At 70.4% G+C, this 15,980-nt stretch carries 17 protein-coding genes; 6 read left to right on the forward strand and 11 right to left on the reverse strand.

Annotated elements, in window-relative coordinates; translation table 11 throughout:
- Positions 1-8: 8 nt before the first annotated feature.
- The 3 genes from ACNKFW_RS02935 (at position 9) to ACNKFW_RS02945 (ending at position 2,650) form a co-directional block, all read left to right on the forward strand.
- The gene (locus ACNKFW_RS02935; protein WP_147427587.1) at positions 9-365 is read left to right on the forward strand and encodes a SoxS protein; all 357 of its coding nucleotides are present in this window, start codon (positions 9-11) and stop codon (positions 363-365) included.
- Between the two features lie 75 nt (positions 366-440).
- On the forward strand, positions 441-1,733 hold the full coding sequence (serS, locus tag ACNKFW_RS02940; RefSeq protein WP_147427588.1) for a serine--tRNA ligase: 1,293 nt from the start codon (positions 441-443) through the stop codon (positions 1,731-1,733).
- Positions 1,734-1,789: 56 nt separating this feature from the next.
- Positions 1,790-2,650, forward strand: a complete 861-nt coding sequence (locus ACNKFW_RS02945) for a hypothetical protein (RefSeq protein ID WP_147427589.1) — start codon at positions 1,790-1,792, stop codon at positions 2,648-2,650.
- A 21-nt stretch (positions 2,651-2,671) separates the two neighbouring features.
- Here the strand turns inward: ACNKFW_RS02945 and der are convergent, their stop codons facing one another.
- The 9 genes from der to ACNKFW_RS02990 all read right to left on the reverse strand — a co-directional run bounded on the left by der (position 2,672) and on the right by ACNKFW_RS02990 (position 11,159).
- Positions 2,672-4,138, reverse strand: a complete 1,467-nt coding sequence (gene der / locus ACNKFW_RS02950) for a ribosome biogenesis GTPase Der (protein WP_147427590.1) — start codon at positions 4,136-4,138, stop codon at positions 2,672-2,674.
- Complete coding sequence (locus ACNKFW_RS02955) at positions 4,135-5,457, reverse strand: PQQ-binding-like beta-propeller repeat protein (RefSeq protein WP_147427591.1); 1,323 nt, start codon at positions 5,455-5,457, stop codon at positions 4,135-4,137. Before ACNKFW_RS02955 ends, der begins: the two co-directional genes overlap by 4 nt.
- 83 nt (positions 5,458-5,540) lie before the next feature.
- Positions 5,541-6,236, reverse strand: a complete 696-nt coding sequence (locus tag ACNKFW_RS02960; protein ID WP_147427592.1) for a hypothetical protein — start codon at positions 6,234-6,236, stop codon at positions 5,541-5,543.
- Between the two features lie 41 nt (positions 6,237-6,277).
- On the reverse strand, positions 6,278-7,189 hold the full coding sequence (gene rarD, locus ACNKFW_RS02965) for an EamA family transporter RarD (RefSeq protein ID WP_024844249.1): 912 nt from the start codon (positions 7,187-7,189) through the stop codon (positions 6,278-6,280).
- A 318-nt stretch (positions 7,190-7,507) separates the two neighbouring features.
- A complete protein-coding gene (locus ACNKFW_RS02970) occupies positions 7,508-7,663 on the reverse strand; it encodes a Trm112 family protein (RefSeq protein ID WP_114669431.1) in 156 nt (51 codons plus the stop codon).
- Positions 7,664-7,698: 35 nt separating this feature from the next.
- Positions 7,699-8,337 (reverse strand): LON peptidase substrate-binding domain-containing protein, encoded by a 639-nt coding sequence (locus ACNKFW_RS02975; protein WP_024844247.1) that lies wholly within the window; start codon positions 8,335-8,337, stop codon positions 7,699-7,701.
- A gap of 1 nt (position 8,338) precedes the next feature.
- Positions 8,339-9,250 carry a thioredoxin gene (gene trxA, locus ACNKFW_RS02980; protein ID WP_024844246.1) on the reverse strand — a complete coding sequence of 304 codons (912 nt, stop codon included), beginning with the start codon at positions 9,248-9,250 and terminating at the stop codon, positions 8,339-8,341.
- A gap of 108 nt (positions 9,251-9,358) precedes the next feature.
- Entirely contained in the window at positions 9,359-10,144 is a 786-nt protein-coding gene (locus tag ACNKFW_RS02985; protein WP_024844245.1) for an exodeoxyribonuclease III, read from the reverse strand.
- Positions 10,145-10,472: 328 nt separating this feature from the next.
- Positions 10,473-11,159: a response regulator transcription factor gene (locus tag ACNKFW_RS02990; RefSeq protein ID WP_024844244.1), complete on the reverse strand. Its 687-nt coding sequence runs from the start codon at positions 11,157-11,159 to the stop codon at positions 10,473-10,475.
- Between the two features lie 133 nt (positions 11,160-11,292).
- Here ACNKFW_RS02990 and ribA point away from each other — a divergent pair, with 133 nt between their 5' ends.
- A complete protein-coding gene (ribA, locus tag ACNKFW_RS02995) occupies positions 11,293-12,354 on the forward strand; it encodes a GTP cyclohydrolase II (protein WP_024844243.1) in 1,062 nt (353 codons plus the stop codon).
- 17 nt (positions 12,355-12,371) lie between these two features.
- Positions 12,372-12,887: a L,D-transpeptidase family protein gene (locus tag ACNKFW_RS03000; RefSeq protein ID WP_177209326.1), complete on the forward strand. Its 516-nt coding sequence runs from the start codon at positions 12,372-12,374 to the stop codon at positions 12,885-12,887.
- Between the two features lie 3 nt (positions 12,888-12,890).
- Here ACNKFW_RS03000 and ACNKFW_RS03005 read toward each other — a convergent pair whose 3' ends face one another.
- Positions 12,891-13,640, reverse strand: a complete 750-nt coding sequence (locus tag ACNKFW_RS03005; RefSeq protein WP_028710306.1) for an SDR family NAD(P)-dependent oxidoreductase — start codon at positions 13,638-13,640, stop codon at positions 12,891-12,893.
- A 97-nt stretch (positions 13,641-13,737) separates the two neighbouring features.
- Positions 13,738-14,931, reverse strand: a complete 1,194-nt coding sequence (locus tag ACNKFW_RS03010; RefSeq protein WP_244314554.1) for a THUMP domain-containing class I SAM-dependent RNA methyltransferase — start codon at positions 14,929-14,931, stop codon at positions 13,738-13,740.
- A gap of 162 nt (positions 14,932-15,093) precedes the next feature.
- Here ACNKFW_RS03010 and ACNKFW_RS03015 point away from each other — a divergent pair, with 162 nt between their 5' ends.
- On the forward strand, positions 15,094-15,891 hold the full coding sequence (locus ACNKFW_RS03015; RefSeq protein ID WP_418024727.1) for a VOC family protein: 798 nt from the start codon (positions 15,094-15,096) through the stop codon (positions 15,889-15,891).
- Positions 15,892-15,980 lie beyond the last annotated feature (89 nt).

A 15,980-nucleotide genomic window follows, 5' to 3' on the forward strand; every position in this document is an offset into this window, starting at 1 on the left:
AGCGGGCAATGCTGACACGGCGGGCGATTCTGGCCGGGATGGCGGCGATGGCGGCGGGGCCGGTGGCGGCGGCCGCCGGGTTGCAGTTGCTGATGGTGCGGCGCCGGGGCTGCGTCTATTGCGCGCAATGGGATCGCGAGATCGCCCCGGTCTATGGGCGGCATCCCGAGGGGCGGGCGGCGCCGCTGCTGCTGGTCGATCGGGACGGGCCCTGGCCCGACGGGCTGGTGCTGGCGCGGCGGCCCTGGCTGACGCCCACCTTCATCCTGCTGCAAGGCGGCGTCGAACAGGTGCGCGTCGAGGGCTATCCGGGGCGGGAGCGGTTTTTCGAGGTCTTGCGCGACATGCTGGCCCAGGCGGGCTGAGAGGGCGGGCTGAGGCTTTCGCCTTCAGCCGCTTTGGGTTATCCGGTTTCGCGTAACCTGCCAGAGGAATGGGCCATGCACGACATCCGCGCCATCCGCGAAAACCCCGCCGCTTTCGACGCAGCACTTGGCTTGCGCAACATGGCCCCGGTTTCGTCCGAGATCCTGTCGCTGGATGCCGACCGCCGTGCCCGCATCGCGGCCGCCGAGGCCGCGCAGGCCGAGCAGAACAAGGCCAGCAAGGAGGCCGGCGCCGCCAAGGGCCGCGGCGACGAGGCCGAGTTCCAGCGCCTGCGCGCCCTGGTCACCGCCAAGAAGGACGAGACCGCCCGGCTGCAGGCCGAGGCCGCGGCGCTGGACGCCAAGCTGCGCGAGTTGCTGCTGACCGTTCCGAACCTGCCCCTGGACAGCGTGCCGCCGGGCGAGGACGAGGGCGACAATGTCGAGATCCGGCGCTGGGGCGAGCCGCGCGCCTTCGACTTCGCCCCGCGCGAGCATTTCGAGGTCGAGGGCGTCCGGCCCGGCATGGATTTCGAGACCGCCGCGAAGCTCTCTGGCTCGCGATTCGTGGTGCTGAAGGGCGGCGTCGCCCGCATCCACCGCGCGCTGGCGCAGTTCATGCTGGACCTGCATGTCGGCGAGCATGGGCTGGAGGAGACCTGGGCGCCGGTCCTCGTGCTTTCGGAGATGATGGAGGGCACCGGGCAATTGCCGAAATTCGGCGAGGACAGCTATCAGACCCGCGAGGGCTGGTGGCTGATCCCGACATCCGAGGTCACGCTGACCAATACCGTGAACGGCGATCTGGTCGATCACGCCAGCCTGCCGCGGCGCCTGGTGGCGCATAGCCAGTGCTTCCGTTCGGAAGCCGGCAGCGCCGGGCGCGACACCGCGGGGATGCTGCGCCAGCACCAGTTCGAGAAGGTCGAGATGGTCTCGATCACCGATGCGGAATCGGGGGTCGCGGAACATGCCCGCATGACCCGCTGCGCCGAGACGGTGCTGGAACGGCTGGGCCTGCCCTATCGCACCATCGTTCTGTGCGGCGGCGACATGGGCTTCGGCGCCCGCATCACCCATGACCTCGAAGTCTGGCTGCCCGGGCAGGGCCGGTATCGCGAGATCTCCTCGGTCAGCTATTGCGGCGATTTCCAGGCCCGGCGGATGAATGCGCGCTATCGCCCGGCCGGCGGCGGAAAGCCCGAGTTCGTCCATACGCTGAACGGCTCGGGCCTGGCGGTGGGGCGCACGCTGATCGCGGTGCTGGAGAACGGCCAGCAGGCCGATGGCTCGGTCGTCCTGCCCGAGGCGCTGCATCCCTATCTGGGCGGCAAGACGCGGCTGGGCGCCGACGGCGTGCTGGCGTGAGCTGACAAAAGCCGGATCGCGCGAAACCCGCTGCGAGCGGGCGGCGTTTCCTGCCCATGTCTCGCGCGGGTGCCCTGTTGCTGATCCTGGCGGTGCTGGTCTTCATTGCCAGCACGCTGCTGCATGCGGTCCAGCCCGGCCCGCCGACACCGCCCCTGGCGGTTGAGGGCTACGGCCTGTCGCCCTGGCAGGGCCTGGGCGATCTTCCCGCGCCCTCGGTCGATCTGTCGGCGCTGTTCCTGCGGCCTCGGGGGCCGGGGATGGCCGGGTTGCTGGGCATGGCCTGGCTGGCGCTGGCCTATCACGCCGGGCGGCGCTGGTTCGAGCTGCGGCGGATGCGCCTGGCGCAGGCGGCGGCGCCCGAGGAGGGGCGCGCGCTGCCGCCGCAAAGCCTGGGCCCGCCGACCGCCGGCCACCTGCTGCGGCTGCACCGCCATGACGACAGCCTGGCCGAACATGCGCCGCTGATCGTCGGGCTGCTGGCCGGTGCGGTCTGGCCCTGGCTGCTGCGCGGCCATCCCGTCGTCGCCTTCCTGCTGTCGGCGGCCATGCTGGCGGGCTTCCTGGCGGCGGCGCTGCGCGGGGTCCGGCTCGGCAGCCTGGTGCAGCGCAGCTCGGCGCTGGGCTTCGTGGCGGGCTGGGGGCTGCTGGTCAGCTTTGCCGTCTTCACCGGGCTGCTGCGCGACCGGCTGGGCGTGCCGCAGGAGGTGGCGGCGGTGGTCGCGCTGCTGATCGGCTCGGTCGCCGCCGTCAGCGTGCAGCTGCGGCTGGGGCGGCGGATCGGCTTCAGCGTGGCGCTGATCTGGGGGCTGATCGGCATCGCCGCGGCCACCGTCGCCAGCGCCGCGGCCATCGCCACCATGACCGTCATTGCCATCGCCATCATCGCCGTGGCGCTGGTGCGGGTGATGACCTAGGCGGTTCCCGGTCCCGCCCGCCTAGCTGCCCTTGGGCCTTTGCCGCTGCCTGTGCTTGGAGAGCGCGCCGGACTGGCTGATCTTGCCGGCCTTGTCCTTATAGGGGTTCTTGGTGCCCTGGTCGCGGAAGGTCAGCCGGATCGGCGTGCCGGGCATGTCGAAATCGGCCCGCAGCCCGTTGACGAGATAGCGCGCATAGCTGTCGGGCAGCTTGTCGGTATGGGTCGCCATGACCACGAAGGCCGGCGGCCGGGTCTTGACCTGGGTGATATAGCGCAGGCGGATGCGGCGGCCGCCGGGCGCGGGCGGCGGATGCGCCTCGGTCATGGCGGAAAGCCATTGGTTCAGCCGGGCGGTGGGGATGCGGCGGTTCCAGACCTCATGCGCCTTGAGGATGGCGTTGTGCAGCCGGTCCAGCCCCTTGCCGGTGCGGGCCGAGACCGTGACCAGCGGCGCGCCCTTCAGCTGCGGCAGGAGCCGCTCGAAGGCCTCGCGCAATTCCTTGAGCTTCTCGGGCTTGTCCTCTTCCAGATCCCATTTGTTCGCCGCGACGACCACGGCGCGGCCCTCGGTCTCGGCGAAATCGGCGATGCGCAGGTCTTGCTGCTCGAAGGGGATGCCCACGTCCAGAAGCACCACCACCACCTCGGCAAAGCGCACGGCGCGCAGCCCGTCGGCGACGGAAAGCTTTTCCACCTTGTCGGTGACGCGCGCCTTCTTGCGCATGCCCGCGGTGTCGAAGATGCGCACCGGCGTGCCCATGAAATTCGTGCTGACGCTGATCGAATCGCGGGTGATGCCGGCCTCGGGTCCGGTCAGCAGCCGGTCCTCGCCCAGGATCTTGTTGATGAGCGTCGATTTCCCGGCATTGGGCCGGCCGATCACCGCGACCTGCAAGGGCCGGGCGGCCGAGGGGCGCCAGTCTTCGTCCTCCTCGCCATCCTCGACGGCGACATCGGTTTCGGGCGCCTGCTGGACGTTCTGCGCCTCGAACTCTTCGGCCAGCGGCACCAGCGCCCGATAGAGGTCGTCCATGCCCTCGCCATGCTCGGCCGAGATGCGCAGGGGCTCGCCCAGGCCAAGCGCATAGGCTTCCATCGCGCCCGCCTCGCCGGCGCGGCCCTCGGCCTTGTTGGCGGCCAGGATCACGTGTTTCGCCCGCTTGCGCAGGATGTCGGCGAAATATTCGTCGGCCGCCGTCACGCCCACGCGGGCGTCGATCACGAACAGGCAGACATCGGCCTCGTCCACCGCGCGCTCGGTCAGGCGGCGCATGCGGCCTTGCAGGCTGTCGTCCTCGGCAATCTCCAGCCCGGCCGAATCGACGACGATGAAGCGCAGGTCGCCCAGCCGCCCCGCGCCCTCGCGCAGGTCGCGGGTCACGCCGGGCTGGTCATCGACCAGGGCCAGGCGCTTGCCGACAAGGCGGTTGAACAGCGTGGACTTGCCGACATTGGGGCGCCCGACAATGGCGAGGGTAAAGCTCATCTGTATGCGATCAACTGGCCGTCATGGGTGACGACGTAAAGGGTCTGGCCCGCGACGGCCGGGCCTGCCGCGGCGCCGCCGGGGATCTGGGCGGTGCCGATCAGCGCGCCCGAGGCGGGATCGAAGACGCGCAGATAGCCGTCCGACGAGGCGAGGTAAAGCTTGGATCCCGCCAGCACCGGGCCGTAATGGTTCCAGACCCGGTCCTGCTTGCGGATGACCTGTTCGGTGAAATAGGGCAGTTTCTGCGCCCAGACCCGGCCGCCATTGGCCGCGTCCAGCCGGATCAGCTGCGCCTGGTCGTTGACCAGAAAGACCGAGTTGCCGGCGGCCAGCACCGGGCTGGCCGCGCCCTCGCGCGCGTGCCATTTCATCGTGCCGGTGGTCATGTCATAGGCGCCGACGCCGCCGGCGCTGGTGCCGGCATAAAGCGTATTGCCCAGGATGACCGGGTCGCCGGTCATGTCGCGGAAATAGCTGACCGCGCGGCCCAGCCGGGTGCCGCCGACATTGGCGACCCAAAGCTGGCTGCCGTCGCCGGCATCGACGCCCGCCAGCGCGCCGGTGTTCGACGGAAAGACCACCGTGCCGCCCGAGACCGCGGGCGAGGGGGCGCCCATCACCCCGGCCATGTCCTTGTTGCCGAAGCTGCGCCACAGCACCTTGCCGTCATTGGCGCGCACCGCCCAGCCGGTCTGTTCGCGGTCCACCACATAGACCACGCCATTCGCGACCGTGGGCGCGCCGCCGATGGTCGAGCCGACCTTCTGCCGCCAGGCGACGCCGCCGGTGCGGGCATCCAGCGCCACCAGCTCGCCATAGCCGGTCGAGGCGAAGACGCGGTTGCCCTCGAAGGCCAGCCCGCCGCCCGAGACGCTGCGGCCGCTTTCGCCGGCCGGGCGCAGGTCCACGCTCCAGACCCGGCCGCCGCCGGTGGTGGTGGCGGTGACGGTGGACTGGCTGTCCAGGGCAAAGACCAGCCCGCCCGCGACCACCGGGTCGGCGGTGATGCGGTGGCGCTTGTCCGAGGCCGCGCCGATGGGTGCGGCCCAGATCCGCTGCGTGCCGGCGCCAAGCGCCGCATTGCCCGGCGCATGGGCGGCGTTGCCGGCGCGCTGCGGCCAGTCGGCATTGGCGCGCACCGCCGGCAGAGACAGCGCGGCGGTGGTCGGCGCCTGCGCGCCCTCGGCCACGGGGCTGTCGGGGGACAGCACGGCGCGCGGGTCCAGGCGTTCGCCGGGTAGGATGGTGTCGCGCTCGGCGCAGGCCGAAAGGGCGGTCAGGCCAGCCAGAGCGGCGATCAGGGACAGCCTCGTCATCGCTTTCTCCTCTATCCGGGCCGGGGGTGACATCTGGGGTCGGCCGCGGGCGCGTTGGTTCGGTTTGCCGGCGGGACCGGCCATCAGTTCGCGGCGGGCGCCGGCATGGCCTGGGGCAGGGGCCCTTCGCTGTGGTCGGGCTCGACCCCCAGGGTGATCATCATCTCGGACAGGCGGCGGCGCAAGGGTTCGGACAGCCCGTCCTTTTGCTGGATCTGGCCGATCAGCATCACCGCGTCCTCGGTGCGGCCGGCGCCGATCAGCGCCACCGCCTTCTGCTCCAGCGCCAGCAGTTCGAAGGGCGCGCCGGGCTTGGAGAGATCGGCCAGCAACTGGTCGCGTTCTGCCGCATCCATGGCCGCGCCCGCCACCATCACCGCCTTGAGCAGCGCCAGGTCGCGCAGCACGGCGTCGTTGCGCAGGCCCGCCGCGGCGGCCTTCAGCCGCTCGGCGGCCTTTTGCGGCAGGCCGGCCTCGGCCTCGGCGCCGGCGGCCAGCATCTCGGCCAGCAGCTTGCGGCCGGCCGAGCCGGCGGGATCGACGGCGGAAAGCGCGGTGATGGGATCCTGGCCCTGGCGGGCGGCCAGGACGGCATCGCCCCAGGCCCGGGCCCGGCTTTCCGCCTGGCTGCTGGCATATTCCCGCCAGGCGGCGCCGCTGACGATGCCCAGGATCACCAGGAGCGCGATCCAACCGTAGCGGCGGAACAGGCCGAACAGCCGGTCGCGGCGCAGATCCTCGGTGACCTCGTCGATGAAGCTGTCGTTCTGATTGGCCATGTCGCCCCCGGATGTTCTTTCGCGCTGTTCTATACGCGGTTTCACCCGTTTGCCAATGGCGGGGCGTGGCGGGACTGGCGCAGGGCCGAGACGGAATAGATCGCCAGCGCCGCCCAGATCATCGCAAAGGCGATCATGTGCCAGCCGGTGAAGGATTCGCCGAACAGCAGCACGGCGCAGAGGAATTGCAGCGTCGGGTTCAGGTAGAACATCAATCCCAGCGTGGCCATGCCGACCCGCCGCGCCGCATAGCTGAACAGGATCAGCGGCACCGCCGTCACCGCGCCCGAGGCGATCAGCAGCAGCGTGTCGGGCAGATTCGCGCCGAAGCCCAGCGGCTGGGCCAGCGACGCCGGCATCACTCCAAGCGCCTGGGCAATGAGCCAGCCAAGCGCCAGCGGCGCCAGCAGCGCCACCTCGGCCGCGACAGAAAGCACCGGGCCCAGCGGCAGCGCCTTCTTGACCGCGCCGTAAAGGACGAAGGTCAGGGCCAGTCCCAGGCTGATCCAGGGGGCGACGCCCAGGCCCCAGGTCAGCAGCGCCACCGCCAGCGCCGCCAGCAGGACGGCCAGCGCCTGCAGGCGGGTCAGGCTTTCGCCGAAGACCAGCACGCCCATCACCACAGCGGCCAGGGGAAAGATGTAATAGCCCAGCGAGCTTTGCACCACATGGCCGGCCTGCACCGCCCAGATGAACATGCCCCAGTTGGTCGAGACGGTCAGCGCCGCGAAGGCGATCCGCCCCAGCTGCCGCCCGCCCAGGGCGGCGCGCAGCTGGCTCAGCCGGCCCTGGACGCCCAGGATGACCAGGAACAGCGCCAGCGACCAGATGGTGCGATGCGCCAGCACCTCGACGGTCGGCACGCCGGCCAGCGCGCGATAATAGATCGGCGACAGGCCCCAGGTCACGCAGACCGCGATCATCGCCCAGAAACCCTTGGTCCATTCGCTCATGCGCGATTCCTTTCGTCCCGCTAGCCATGCGTCCGATTCGCGGCAAGGGCAAGGCCGGTCCCGCGCGATGCGGCCAGGGCCGGCCGTGCCGATGGGCAAGAGGCCGGCTGCGCAGGCTTCCGGCCGGGCCTTGGCCGGGCGGCGACCGACGCCGCGGATGGGCAAGGGTGCGCGGGGTCGGTTCCCCCGGTTTCCCGCCGGGCCTTGGTCCCGCAAGGCCACGCGGCCTTCGCCGGGCGCGCGGGAGGGGGGCGGAGGCCCGGCCCACGGTTGCGGGGCCCAGGGGCCATGCAGCCCGCCGGCTGCGCGGGCTTTTCCTCAGGCGCGGATCTGGCGCGCCTCGTTCAGCAGCATGATCGGAATGCCGCCCCGGATCGGAAAGGCCAGCCCGGCCGCTTCCGAGACCAGCTCCTGCGCCTGCGCGTCGTAACGCAGCGTCGCATGCGTCACCGGGCAGACCAGCGCCTCGAGCATGTGGCGGTCGTAGCCGCGTTCGGCGGTGTCTTCGGTCACTGGATCGTCTCCTCGTTGTCGCCGCCGTGCAGGGCGTATTCCAGCAGCCCCTCCAGCAGTTCGCGGCGGTCGGCAAGCGCCGGCGCCTCCAGCAGGGCCTGCTTTTCCTCGGGGGCAAAGGGCAGCAGCATCGACAGCGAATTGACCAGCGTCTCCGCCTCCGATGCCTCGGCCGCATCCCAGTCGGTGGACAGGCCGCGCTGCTCCATGTAGCGGCCCAACCGCGCCATGAAGCCCTTGCGGTCGAAGCGCGGGTCTTCCTCGGGCTGGGCGGCCAGGTCGCCCTCATAGCCCGACCAGTCCACCTGGCCGCGCAGATAGGGCGTGAAGCCGGGCCGCACCTCGTTCAGCCGGAAGCGCGAACGCGCCCGGAGCGAGATCATCAGCCGCCCGTCGTCCAGCTCGGAAAAGGCCACGATCCGGCCCGCGCAGCCGACCGAGGCCAGCGAATCGAGCCCGCCTTCGGCCGGCTGGATCATGCCGATCAGCCGCGAGGGGGTCTTCAGCACGTCCTCGACCATCTGCAGATAGCGCGGCTCGAAGATCTGCAGGGGCAGGCGGGTGCGGGGCATCAGCACCGCGCCCGGCAGCGGGAACAGCGGGAGGGTCTCGGGCAGGTCGATGCCGCGCGACATGTCAGGCGAAGATCAGCGAGGACAGGCGGCGGCGTCCCTTCTGTGCCAGCGGATCGGTGGGCTTCATGGCATCGAAGATGGTCAGAAGCTGCGCCTTGGCTGCGCCCTCGTTCCAGTCGCGGTCGCGGCGGAAGGCCTCCAGAAGCTGCTCGATCGCCTCCTCGACCTCGCCCGCTGCATGCAGCGCGGCGGCATAGTCGAAGCGCGCCTGCTGGTCGGCGGGATCGGCCTCGACCTTCTGGCGCAGCTCGTCCAGGGGACCGGCGCTGGCGGCCTGCCGCGCCAGCTGCAATTGCGCGCGGGCCGCCTCGATGGGCGCGGCATTGGCGATGGCGGCGGGCACCTGCGCCAGCGCCTCCTCGGCCCGGTCGGCATGGCCCGCGGCCAGATGGGCGCGGATCAGCCCGCCCCAGGCGGCGGGGTTCTCGGGCTCCTCGCCCAGGATGGCCGCGAAGGTCTCGGCCGCATCCTCGGCCGCGCCCTCGGCAATCATCGCCTCGGCGGCATCCAGCGCCGCGGCCAGCCCGCCGTCATCGCCGCCCATGGTGGCCAGCTTCTCGACGAACTGCTTGATCTGGCTTTGCGGGATCGCGCCCTGGAAACCGTCGACCGGCTGGCCCTGGAAGAAGGCATAGACGGTCGGGATCGACTGCACGCGCATCTGGCCGGCGATCATCTGGTTCTCGTCCACATTGACCTTGGCCATGCGGACGCGGCCCTTGTGGCGGGCGACCTCGGCCTCCAGTTGCGGGCCCAGCGTCTTGCAGGGGCCGCACCAGGGCGCCCAGAAATCGACGATGACCGGCACCTGCATCGAGGCATCGACCACCTCGGCCATGAAGGTCGCCTCGGACACGTCCTTGATGAAATCGGCAGGGGCGGCATCTTTGGGGGCGGAGCCAAGCTCGAGCATCGGGTATCCTCATGCGAAAGGGTCGCCTCCTAGATGGCGCAGCCACCGGCCCGATGCAAGATTGGCCGGCCCCCGCGCATCCCTGCGGCCATGCGCCGCAGCGGAGGATCAGAGATCGAAGCTGGCCAGCACCGGCACGTGGTCGCTGGGCTGCTGCCAGCCGCGCAAGGGTCGCAGGATGCGGCTGTCATGCCCGGCATTGGCAATGTCGGGCGTGGCCCAGATATGGTCCAGCCGCCGGCCCTTGTCGGCGGCGTCCCAGTCCCGCGCCCGATAGCTCCACCAGCTGTAAAGCAGGCCCTGCGGGATGTCCTTGCGGGTGATGTCCACCCATTTGCCGGCATCCTGGGCGGCGCCCAGGTGCTCGACCTCGATCGGCGTGTGGCTGACGATCTTCAGCAATTGCTTGTGCGACCAGACGTCGTCCTCGCGCGGGGCGATGTTCAGGTCGCCCACCATGATCGAGCGTGCCGGCCGCTCGGCATGGAAGACGTCGCGCATCTCGGCCAGGAAATCCAGCTTCTGGCCGAACTTGACGTTCTGCTCGCGGTCGGGAATGTCGCCGCCGGCCGGGACATAGAAATTGTGGATGGTCACGCCGTTTTCCAGCCGCGCGGCGACGTGGCGGGCATGACCCAGCCCGGCATAGTCGCGGTCGCCCGCATCTTCGAGCGGCAGTTTCGACAGGATGGCGACGCCGTTGTAGCCCTTTTGCCCACGCGCGACGAAATGCTTGTAGCCAAGCGCCCGGAATGCCTCCAGCGGGATGTTCTCGACCGGGCTTTTCGTCTCTTGCAGGCAAAGGATGTCCGGCGCTTCCTCGGTCAGGAAGCGGGCGACCAACGTCTCGCGCAGGCGGACCGAGTTGATGTTCCAGGTGGCGATGGTGAACACGGGGGCAGGCTCCTTCTTCGTGCGCGACCCTAGGGGGCCGGGCGCGGCTTGTCCATCGCTGCCGGTCCGGGGGCTGTCTGCCCCCGGACCCCCGAGGATATTTCTCCAAGAAAGAACCGGAGAACCGCGGCCCCCGTGCCCGGTCTTCTTCCTTGGGGAAATATCCTCGGGGGGTGCGGGGGGCGAAGCGCCCCCGCGGGCGGCGAAAAAGGAAACCCGGCCGCCGGGCTGGGCCGGGGCCGGGTCGTCATGTGGCCGCATCCTCCGACCACCGGGCTTCGCAGGCCAAACCCGCAAGCCGCGCGCGGGTTCCGCCGCTGAACATTTATCAAGCCACCAGGCGATAGCCGCCCGATTCCGTGACCAGCAGCCGCGCGTTCGAGGGGTCGGGCTCGATCTTCTGGCGCAGGCGGTAGATATGCGTCTCCAGCGTATGCGTGGTCACGCCGGCATTGTAGCCCCAGACCTCGTGCAGCAGCACGTCGCGCGGCACCACCCCGTCCTGGGCGCGGTAGAGGAATTTCAGGATGTTGGTTTCCTTTTCCGTCAGGCGGATCTTACGGTCCTTCTGGTCGATCAGCATCTTCATCGCCGGCTTGAACGTATAGGGGCCAAGCTGGAAGATCGCGTCCTCGGACTGTTCGTGGGTGCGCAGCTGGGCGCGCAACCGCGCCAGCAGCACCGGGAACTTGAACGGCTTGGTGATATAGTCGTTCGCCCCGGAATCCAGGCCCAGGATGGTATCGGCATCGGTATCGTGGCCGGTCAGCATGACGATGGGGCATTTCACCCCCTGCTTGCGCAGCCGCTTGCACAGCTCGCGCCCGTCGGTATCGGGCAGGCCCACGTCCAGCACGACCAGGTCGAAGATGGCGCCCTTGGTCCTTTCGACCGCCTCGTGGCCCGAGCCGGCCTCGAACACCTCGAAATCCTCGGTGGCGACCAATTGCTCGGCCAGGGCCTCGCGCAGGTCTTCCTCGTCATCGACCAGCAGGATCTTTTTCAGTCCGGCCATTCTTGCCTCCTTTGGCGTTATGGCGGAAAACTGTGGCGCGGCGCGGCAGGCGTCCAGCGGTTTGCAGCAATTCTCACATGGAGTTGTCGGAAATCCGCCCTATGTTTCAGATTGTTTCAACCATGCTGGCCCGATGACCCTGATCCCGACCCTGACAGAGACCCTGTCGCGCGCCCGCGCCGACCTGCGCATCGGCCTGCCCGTGGTCATCGGCGGCCAGTTGGTCGCGGCGGTCGAGACGCTGCGGGCCGACCGGCTGGAGACGATGCGCGCCCTCGGCCCCGCCGTGCTGGCGATCACCGAGCCGCGGGCCGAGACGCTGAAGGTCCGGGTCTATGACCGCGACCTGGCGCGGATCGCGGTGCCGGGCGATGCGGACCTGGCCTGGCTGCGCGCGGTGGCCGATCCGGCGGGCGACCTGATGACGCCGATGAAGGGCCCCTTCCGCAGCCCGCGCGGCGGCGATGTCGATCCGCATCGCGCCGGGATCGCCCTGGCGAAATCGGCGCAGCTTCTGCCCGCCGTTCTGGTGGTGCCGCTGGCCGGGCCGGCCGAGGGGCTGACGCAGCTTTCGCCCGGCCCGGCGCTGGCGCAGATGGCGACCGAGGCCGCGATGGCCCCCGTCGCCGCCGCGCGCCTGCCGCTGCTGGCGGCCGAGAATTCCAAGCTGCACATCTTTCGCCCCGACAATGGCGAGGCCGAGCATTACGCGGTCGAGATCGGCGCCCCCTCGCGCGCGGCGCCGGTGCTGGCGCGGCTGCATTCGGCCTGTTTCACCGGCGATGTGCTGGGCAGCCTGAAATGCGATTGCGGCCCGCAGCTGCATGCCGCGCTGGCCGCCATGGGCCAGGCGGGCGAGGGCGTGCTGCTCTATCTGAACCAGGAGGGACGCGGCATCGGCCTGGCCAACAAGATGCGCGCCTATGCGCTGCAGAACCAGGGCTTCGACACGGTCGAGGCCAACCACCGGCTGGGCTTCGAGGACGACGAGCGCGATTTCCGCATCGGCGCCGGCATCCTGAAGAAGATGGGCTTCGAGGCGGTGCGGCTGATGACCAACAACCCCAAGAAGGTCGCGATGCTGGAGGGCCACGGCATCCGCGTGGCCGAGCGCGTGCCGCTGGTCACGCCCCGCAACCGCCACAATACCGGTTATCTGGACGTGAAGGCCGCAAAATCGGGCCATCTGCTGTGAGGTTGCTCTTGACCCCCATGGGGCTGCGGGCGGGATCGCGGCTCATTCCCTGCGCGGTCGGGCGCGGCGGCATCCGCAACGACAAGCGCGAAGGCGACGGGGCGACGCCCGTCGGCCGGCACCGCCTGGTCGGGCTGCTCTATCGTCCCGACCGGGTGCCGCGGCCGGCGGCCTGGGCGCGGCCGATCCTGCCGGGCGATTTGTGGTGCGACGCCTCGGGCCATCCGGCCTATAACCAGCCGGTCCGCGCGCCCTTCGCCGCCAGCCACGAGGCGATGCGGCGCGCCGATCCGCTTTACGATATCGTGCTGGTGACGGATTGGAACTACCCACAGGCCCGGCCCGGCGCGGGGTCCGCCATTTTCCTGCACCAATGGCGCCGGCCGGGCTTTCCGACCGCGGGCTGCATCGCCATGGCGCGGCGCGACCTGGCCTGGCTTGCCGCGGCCGTCTTGCCGGGCGATGTGCTGGAGATCCCTGCCCTGCCGCGCTGGCCGGCGCGCAAGCCCGCCAGCCGGCATGGCAAAGACTAGGCGTCAGAGCGCCGTATAGCCGCCGTCCACCAGGTGATAGCTGCCGGTGATGAAGCTGGCACGGTCGGACAGCAGGAAGGCGACGAGCCCCGCCACCTCCTCCGCCCGGCCCAGCCGGCCGATGGGATGGCGGGCGACCAGCGCCTGCTTGACCTCGGGGTCGAGCTGGTCGAGCAGCGGCGTGTCGATGAAGGCCGGGCCGACCGCGTTCACCCGGATGCCCTGCGCCGCATATTCCAGCGCCGCGTTCTTGGTCATGCCCACCACGGCATGCTTGGCCGAGACATAGGCCCCGGCGCCGTTGAACCCGACCGAGCCGAGGATCGAGGCCATGTTCACGATTGCCCCGCCGCCCGATTCCAGCATGGCCGGGATGCCGTAGCGCATGCCGTAGAAGACCGCGTTCAGGTTGATGTCGATCACCTTTTGCCAGCCGTCCAGCGGGTATTCCCCGACCGGCGCGCTGGGGCCGCCGATGCCGGCATTGTTCACCAGCAGGTGCAGCCCGCCCAGCCCCTTGGCGACCTCGACGGCCTTGCGCACCGCATCGGGGTCAGAGACGTCGCCCGCCACGGCCTCGGCCCGGCCGCCGGCCGCGACGATCCGCTCGGCGGTGGCGCGGGCGGTTTCCTCATGCAGGTCGGCAGCCACCACCGTGGCGCCCGAGGCGGCAAGCTCCAGCGCGATCGCCTCGCCCAGCCCCGAACCGGCGCCGGTGACAAGGGCGATCTGGTTGTCGAAACGAATATCCATGCGATTCTCCTGCGCGGTTTCGGGATAGCATATCATCCGCCGGGAGCCTGTCCCTGCGACCAACCGTATCAATGCGCACCGGCGGCCGGGGTTCCCCTTACAGCGGCCCGGTCTGCCACAGCCGGATCTTCAGCCCGCCATGGGCGACATAGGGGCCGGGTTCGCGAAACGGCAGGCCGGTCGCGCGGGCCAGCGGCGCCTCGCTGGTGACCAGGCCGACGCGCCAGCCGCGGAAGCGTTCGCGCAGCACCTCGCCCAGCGTCGCGTGCAGGCCGAAAAGCGGGCCCTTGTTGCCGATGCGCGCGCCATAGGGCGGGTTGACCATGACCAGCCCCGGCGGGCCTTCGGGGCGGAGGAGATCGCCGATGGCGCGGTTTTCGAAGCTGGTCCAGCGGTCCAGCCCGGCGCGGGCGGCGTTCTCGCGGCTCATGCGGATCGCGCCGGGGTCGCGGTCGCTGCCGTGGTAGCGGGGCTCGGCCGGCGCGTGCGGGGCAGGGGCGCCGCGCATCGCCTGCCATGCCTGTGCGTCATGGTCCGGCAGGTGTTCAAAGGCGAAAGGCCGCATCCGGCCGGGGGCGAGGCCGGCCGCCATCTCGGCCGCCTCGATGACGAAGGTGCCCGAGCCGCACATCGGGTCCAGTACCGGCTCGGCCCCGTCGAAGCCGCATTGGCGCAGGAACATCGCCGCCATGGTCTCGCGCATCGGCGCCTTGCCCACCGCCTGCTTGTGGCCGCGCCGGTGCAGCGATTCGCCCGATGTGTCCAGGCTGATGGTGCAAAGGTCGTCCTCGATGCGGATCTTCAGCGTGACCGGCGCGTCCTCGGCCACGGGGGCGCCCAGGCTGTCGCGGATCGCGGCCTCGATGCGCTGGGTGATGGCGCCGGCGTGATAGATGCGGGACTTGCGGCTGCTGGCCTCGATGCGGATCGGCACGTCCGGGCGCAGCCAGTCGGCCCAGGGAAAGCGGCGCGCGCGCTTGTCGAGCTGCGCCGGATGCATGGCGCGAAAGGCGCCGATGCGCGCGAGGACGCGGGTCGCGCCGCGGATTTCCAGGTTCGCCCGCCAGACATCCGCCCAGCCGCCGGTGAACGTGACGCCGCCGGGCTGGACCTGGGCGTCCCAGCCGAGCAGGCGGGCCTCCGCTGCCAGCGGCTCTTCCAGTCCGGGGGTGGCGACCAGGAAGATCTCCATCCGCGCCGGATCGGCGGCCAGCCGCGCGGGTTCGGGCTGCAACCGGGTCGGGGCCGGTGGGGTCTTGGCGGGGCGTGTCTTGGGGGCGCGGGGCTTCATCGGGTTCCGGCTGACGAAAAGGCTCCGCATCATGCGCCGGGGCGCGGGCAAAGGCAATCCGCGCATATTGTCGCTGCCATGGCGTCAGTCTTCCCCGATTGGCGCCATTTCCAGCCATGCGCCCCGCGCCTATCTTGGCTGCAACAGGATATCAAGGAGAGCATGATGGCCACGAGCGACGCCCCCATCCAGATCGGCCGGGTGGCCCTGATCGTCAACGACCTGGACCGGGTCGGGGATTTCTACCGCTCGGTCATCGGGCTGGAGCGGATTTCCGGCAGCGGCGAGGAAACGGTGCTGGGTGCTGGCGGCAAGCCGTTGCTGGAGCTGCGCCGCGACCGGGCCGCCCGCCCGCGCCCGCAAGAGGCGGGGCTGTTCCATACCGCCTTCCTTCTGCCCGACCGCGCGGCGCTGGGGCGCTGGCTGCGCTTCGTCGCCGGGCGCGGGATCGGGCTCGACGGGGCCTCGGACCACCTGGTCAGCGAGGCGCTTTACCTGCGCGACCCCGAGGGCAACGGGATCGAGGTCTATGCCGACCGTCCGCGCAGCGCCTGGCGGCATGACGGCGCCGAGGTGCGGATGGATACCGTCGCGCTGGACCTGCCCGATCTGATGGCGGCGGGTGCGGGCGCCTGGACCGGCGCGCCCGAGGACAGCGTGGTGGGCCATGTCCATCTTCAGGTGGGCGATGTGGCCGCGGCCGAGGATTTCTGCATGAACCGGCTGGGCATGGTGCGCATGGCGCATCGCTTCGGCGCGAGTTTCTTTGCCACCGGCGGCTATCATCACCACCTGGCGGGCAATGTCTGGAACAGCCGCGGCGCCGGGCGGCGCAGCCCCGGCTCGGCCGGGCTGGCCGAGGTGGTGCTGGCCGCCGATCCGGATCGGTTGCAGGCGCTGGGGGTGGAGGAATTGTGCGATCCCTGGGGCACCGTCTTCCGCATCGAGCCCAAGGGGTGAGCGGGGCCGGGGGCTTTGCCCCCGCGCCCCTCGGGCCCCTCGATGGGGCCCGAGGGGCGCTCCCCCAGGGTATTTATGGAACGAAGAAG

It is taken from the genome of Paracoccus sp. TD-10 (assembly GCF_048270675.1).
GTDB lineage: Bacteria > Pseudomonadota > Alphaproteobacteria > Rhodobacterales > Rhodobacteraceae > Paracoccus > Paracoccus pantotrophus.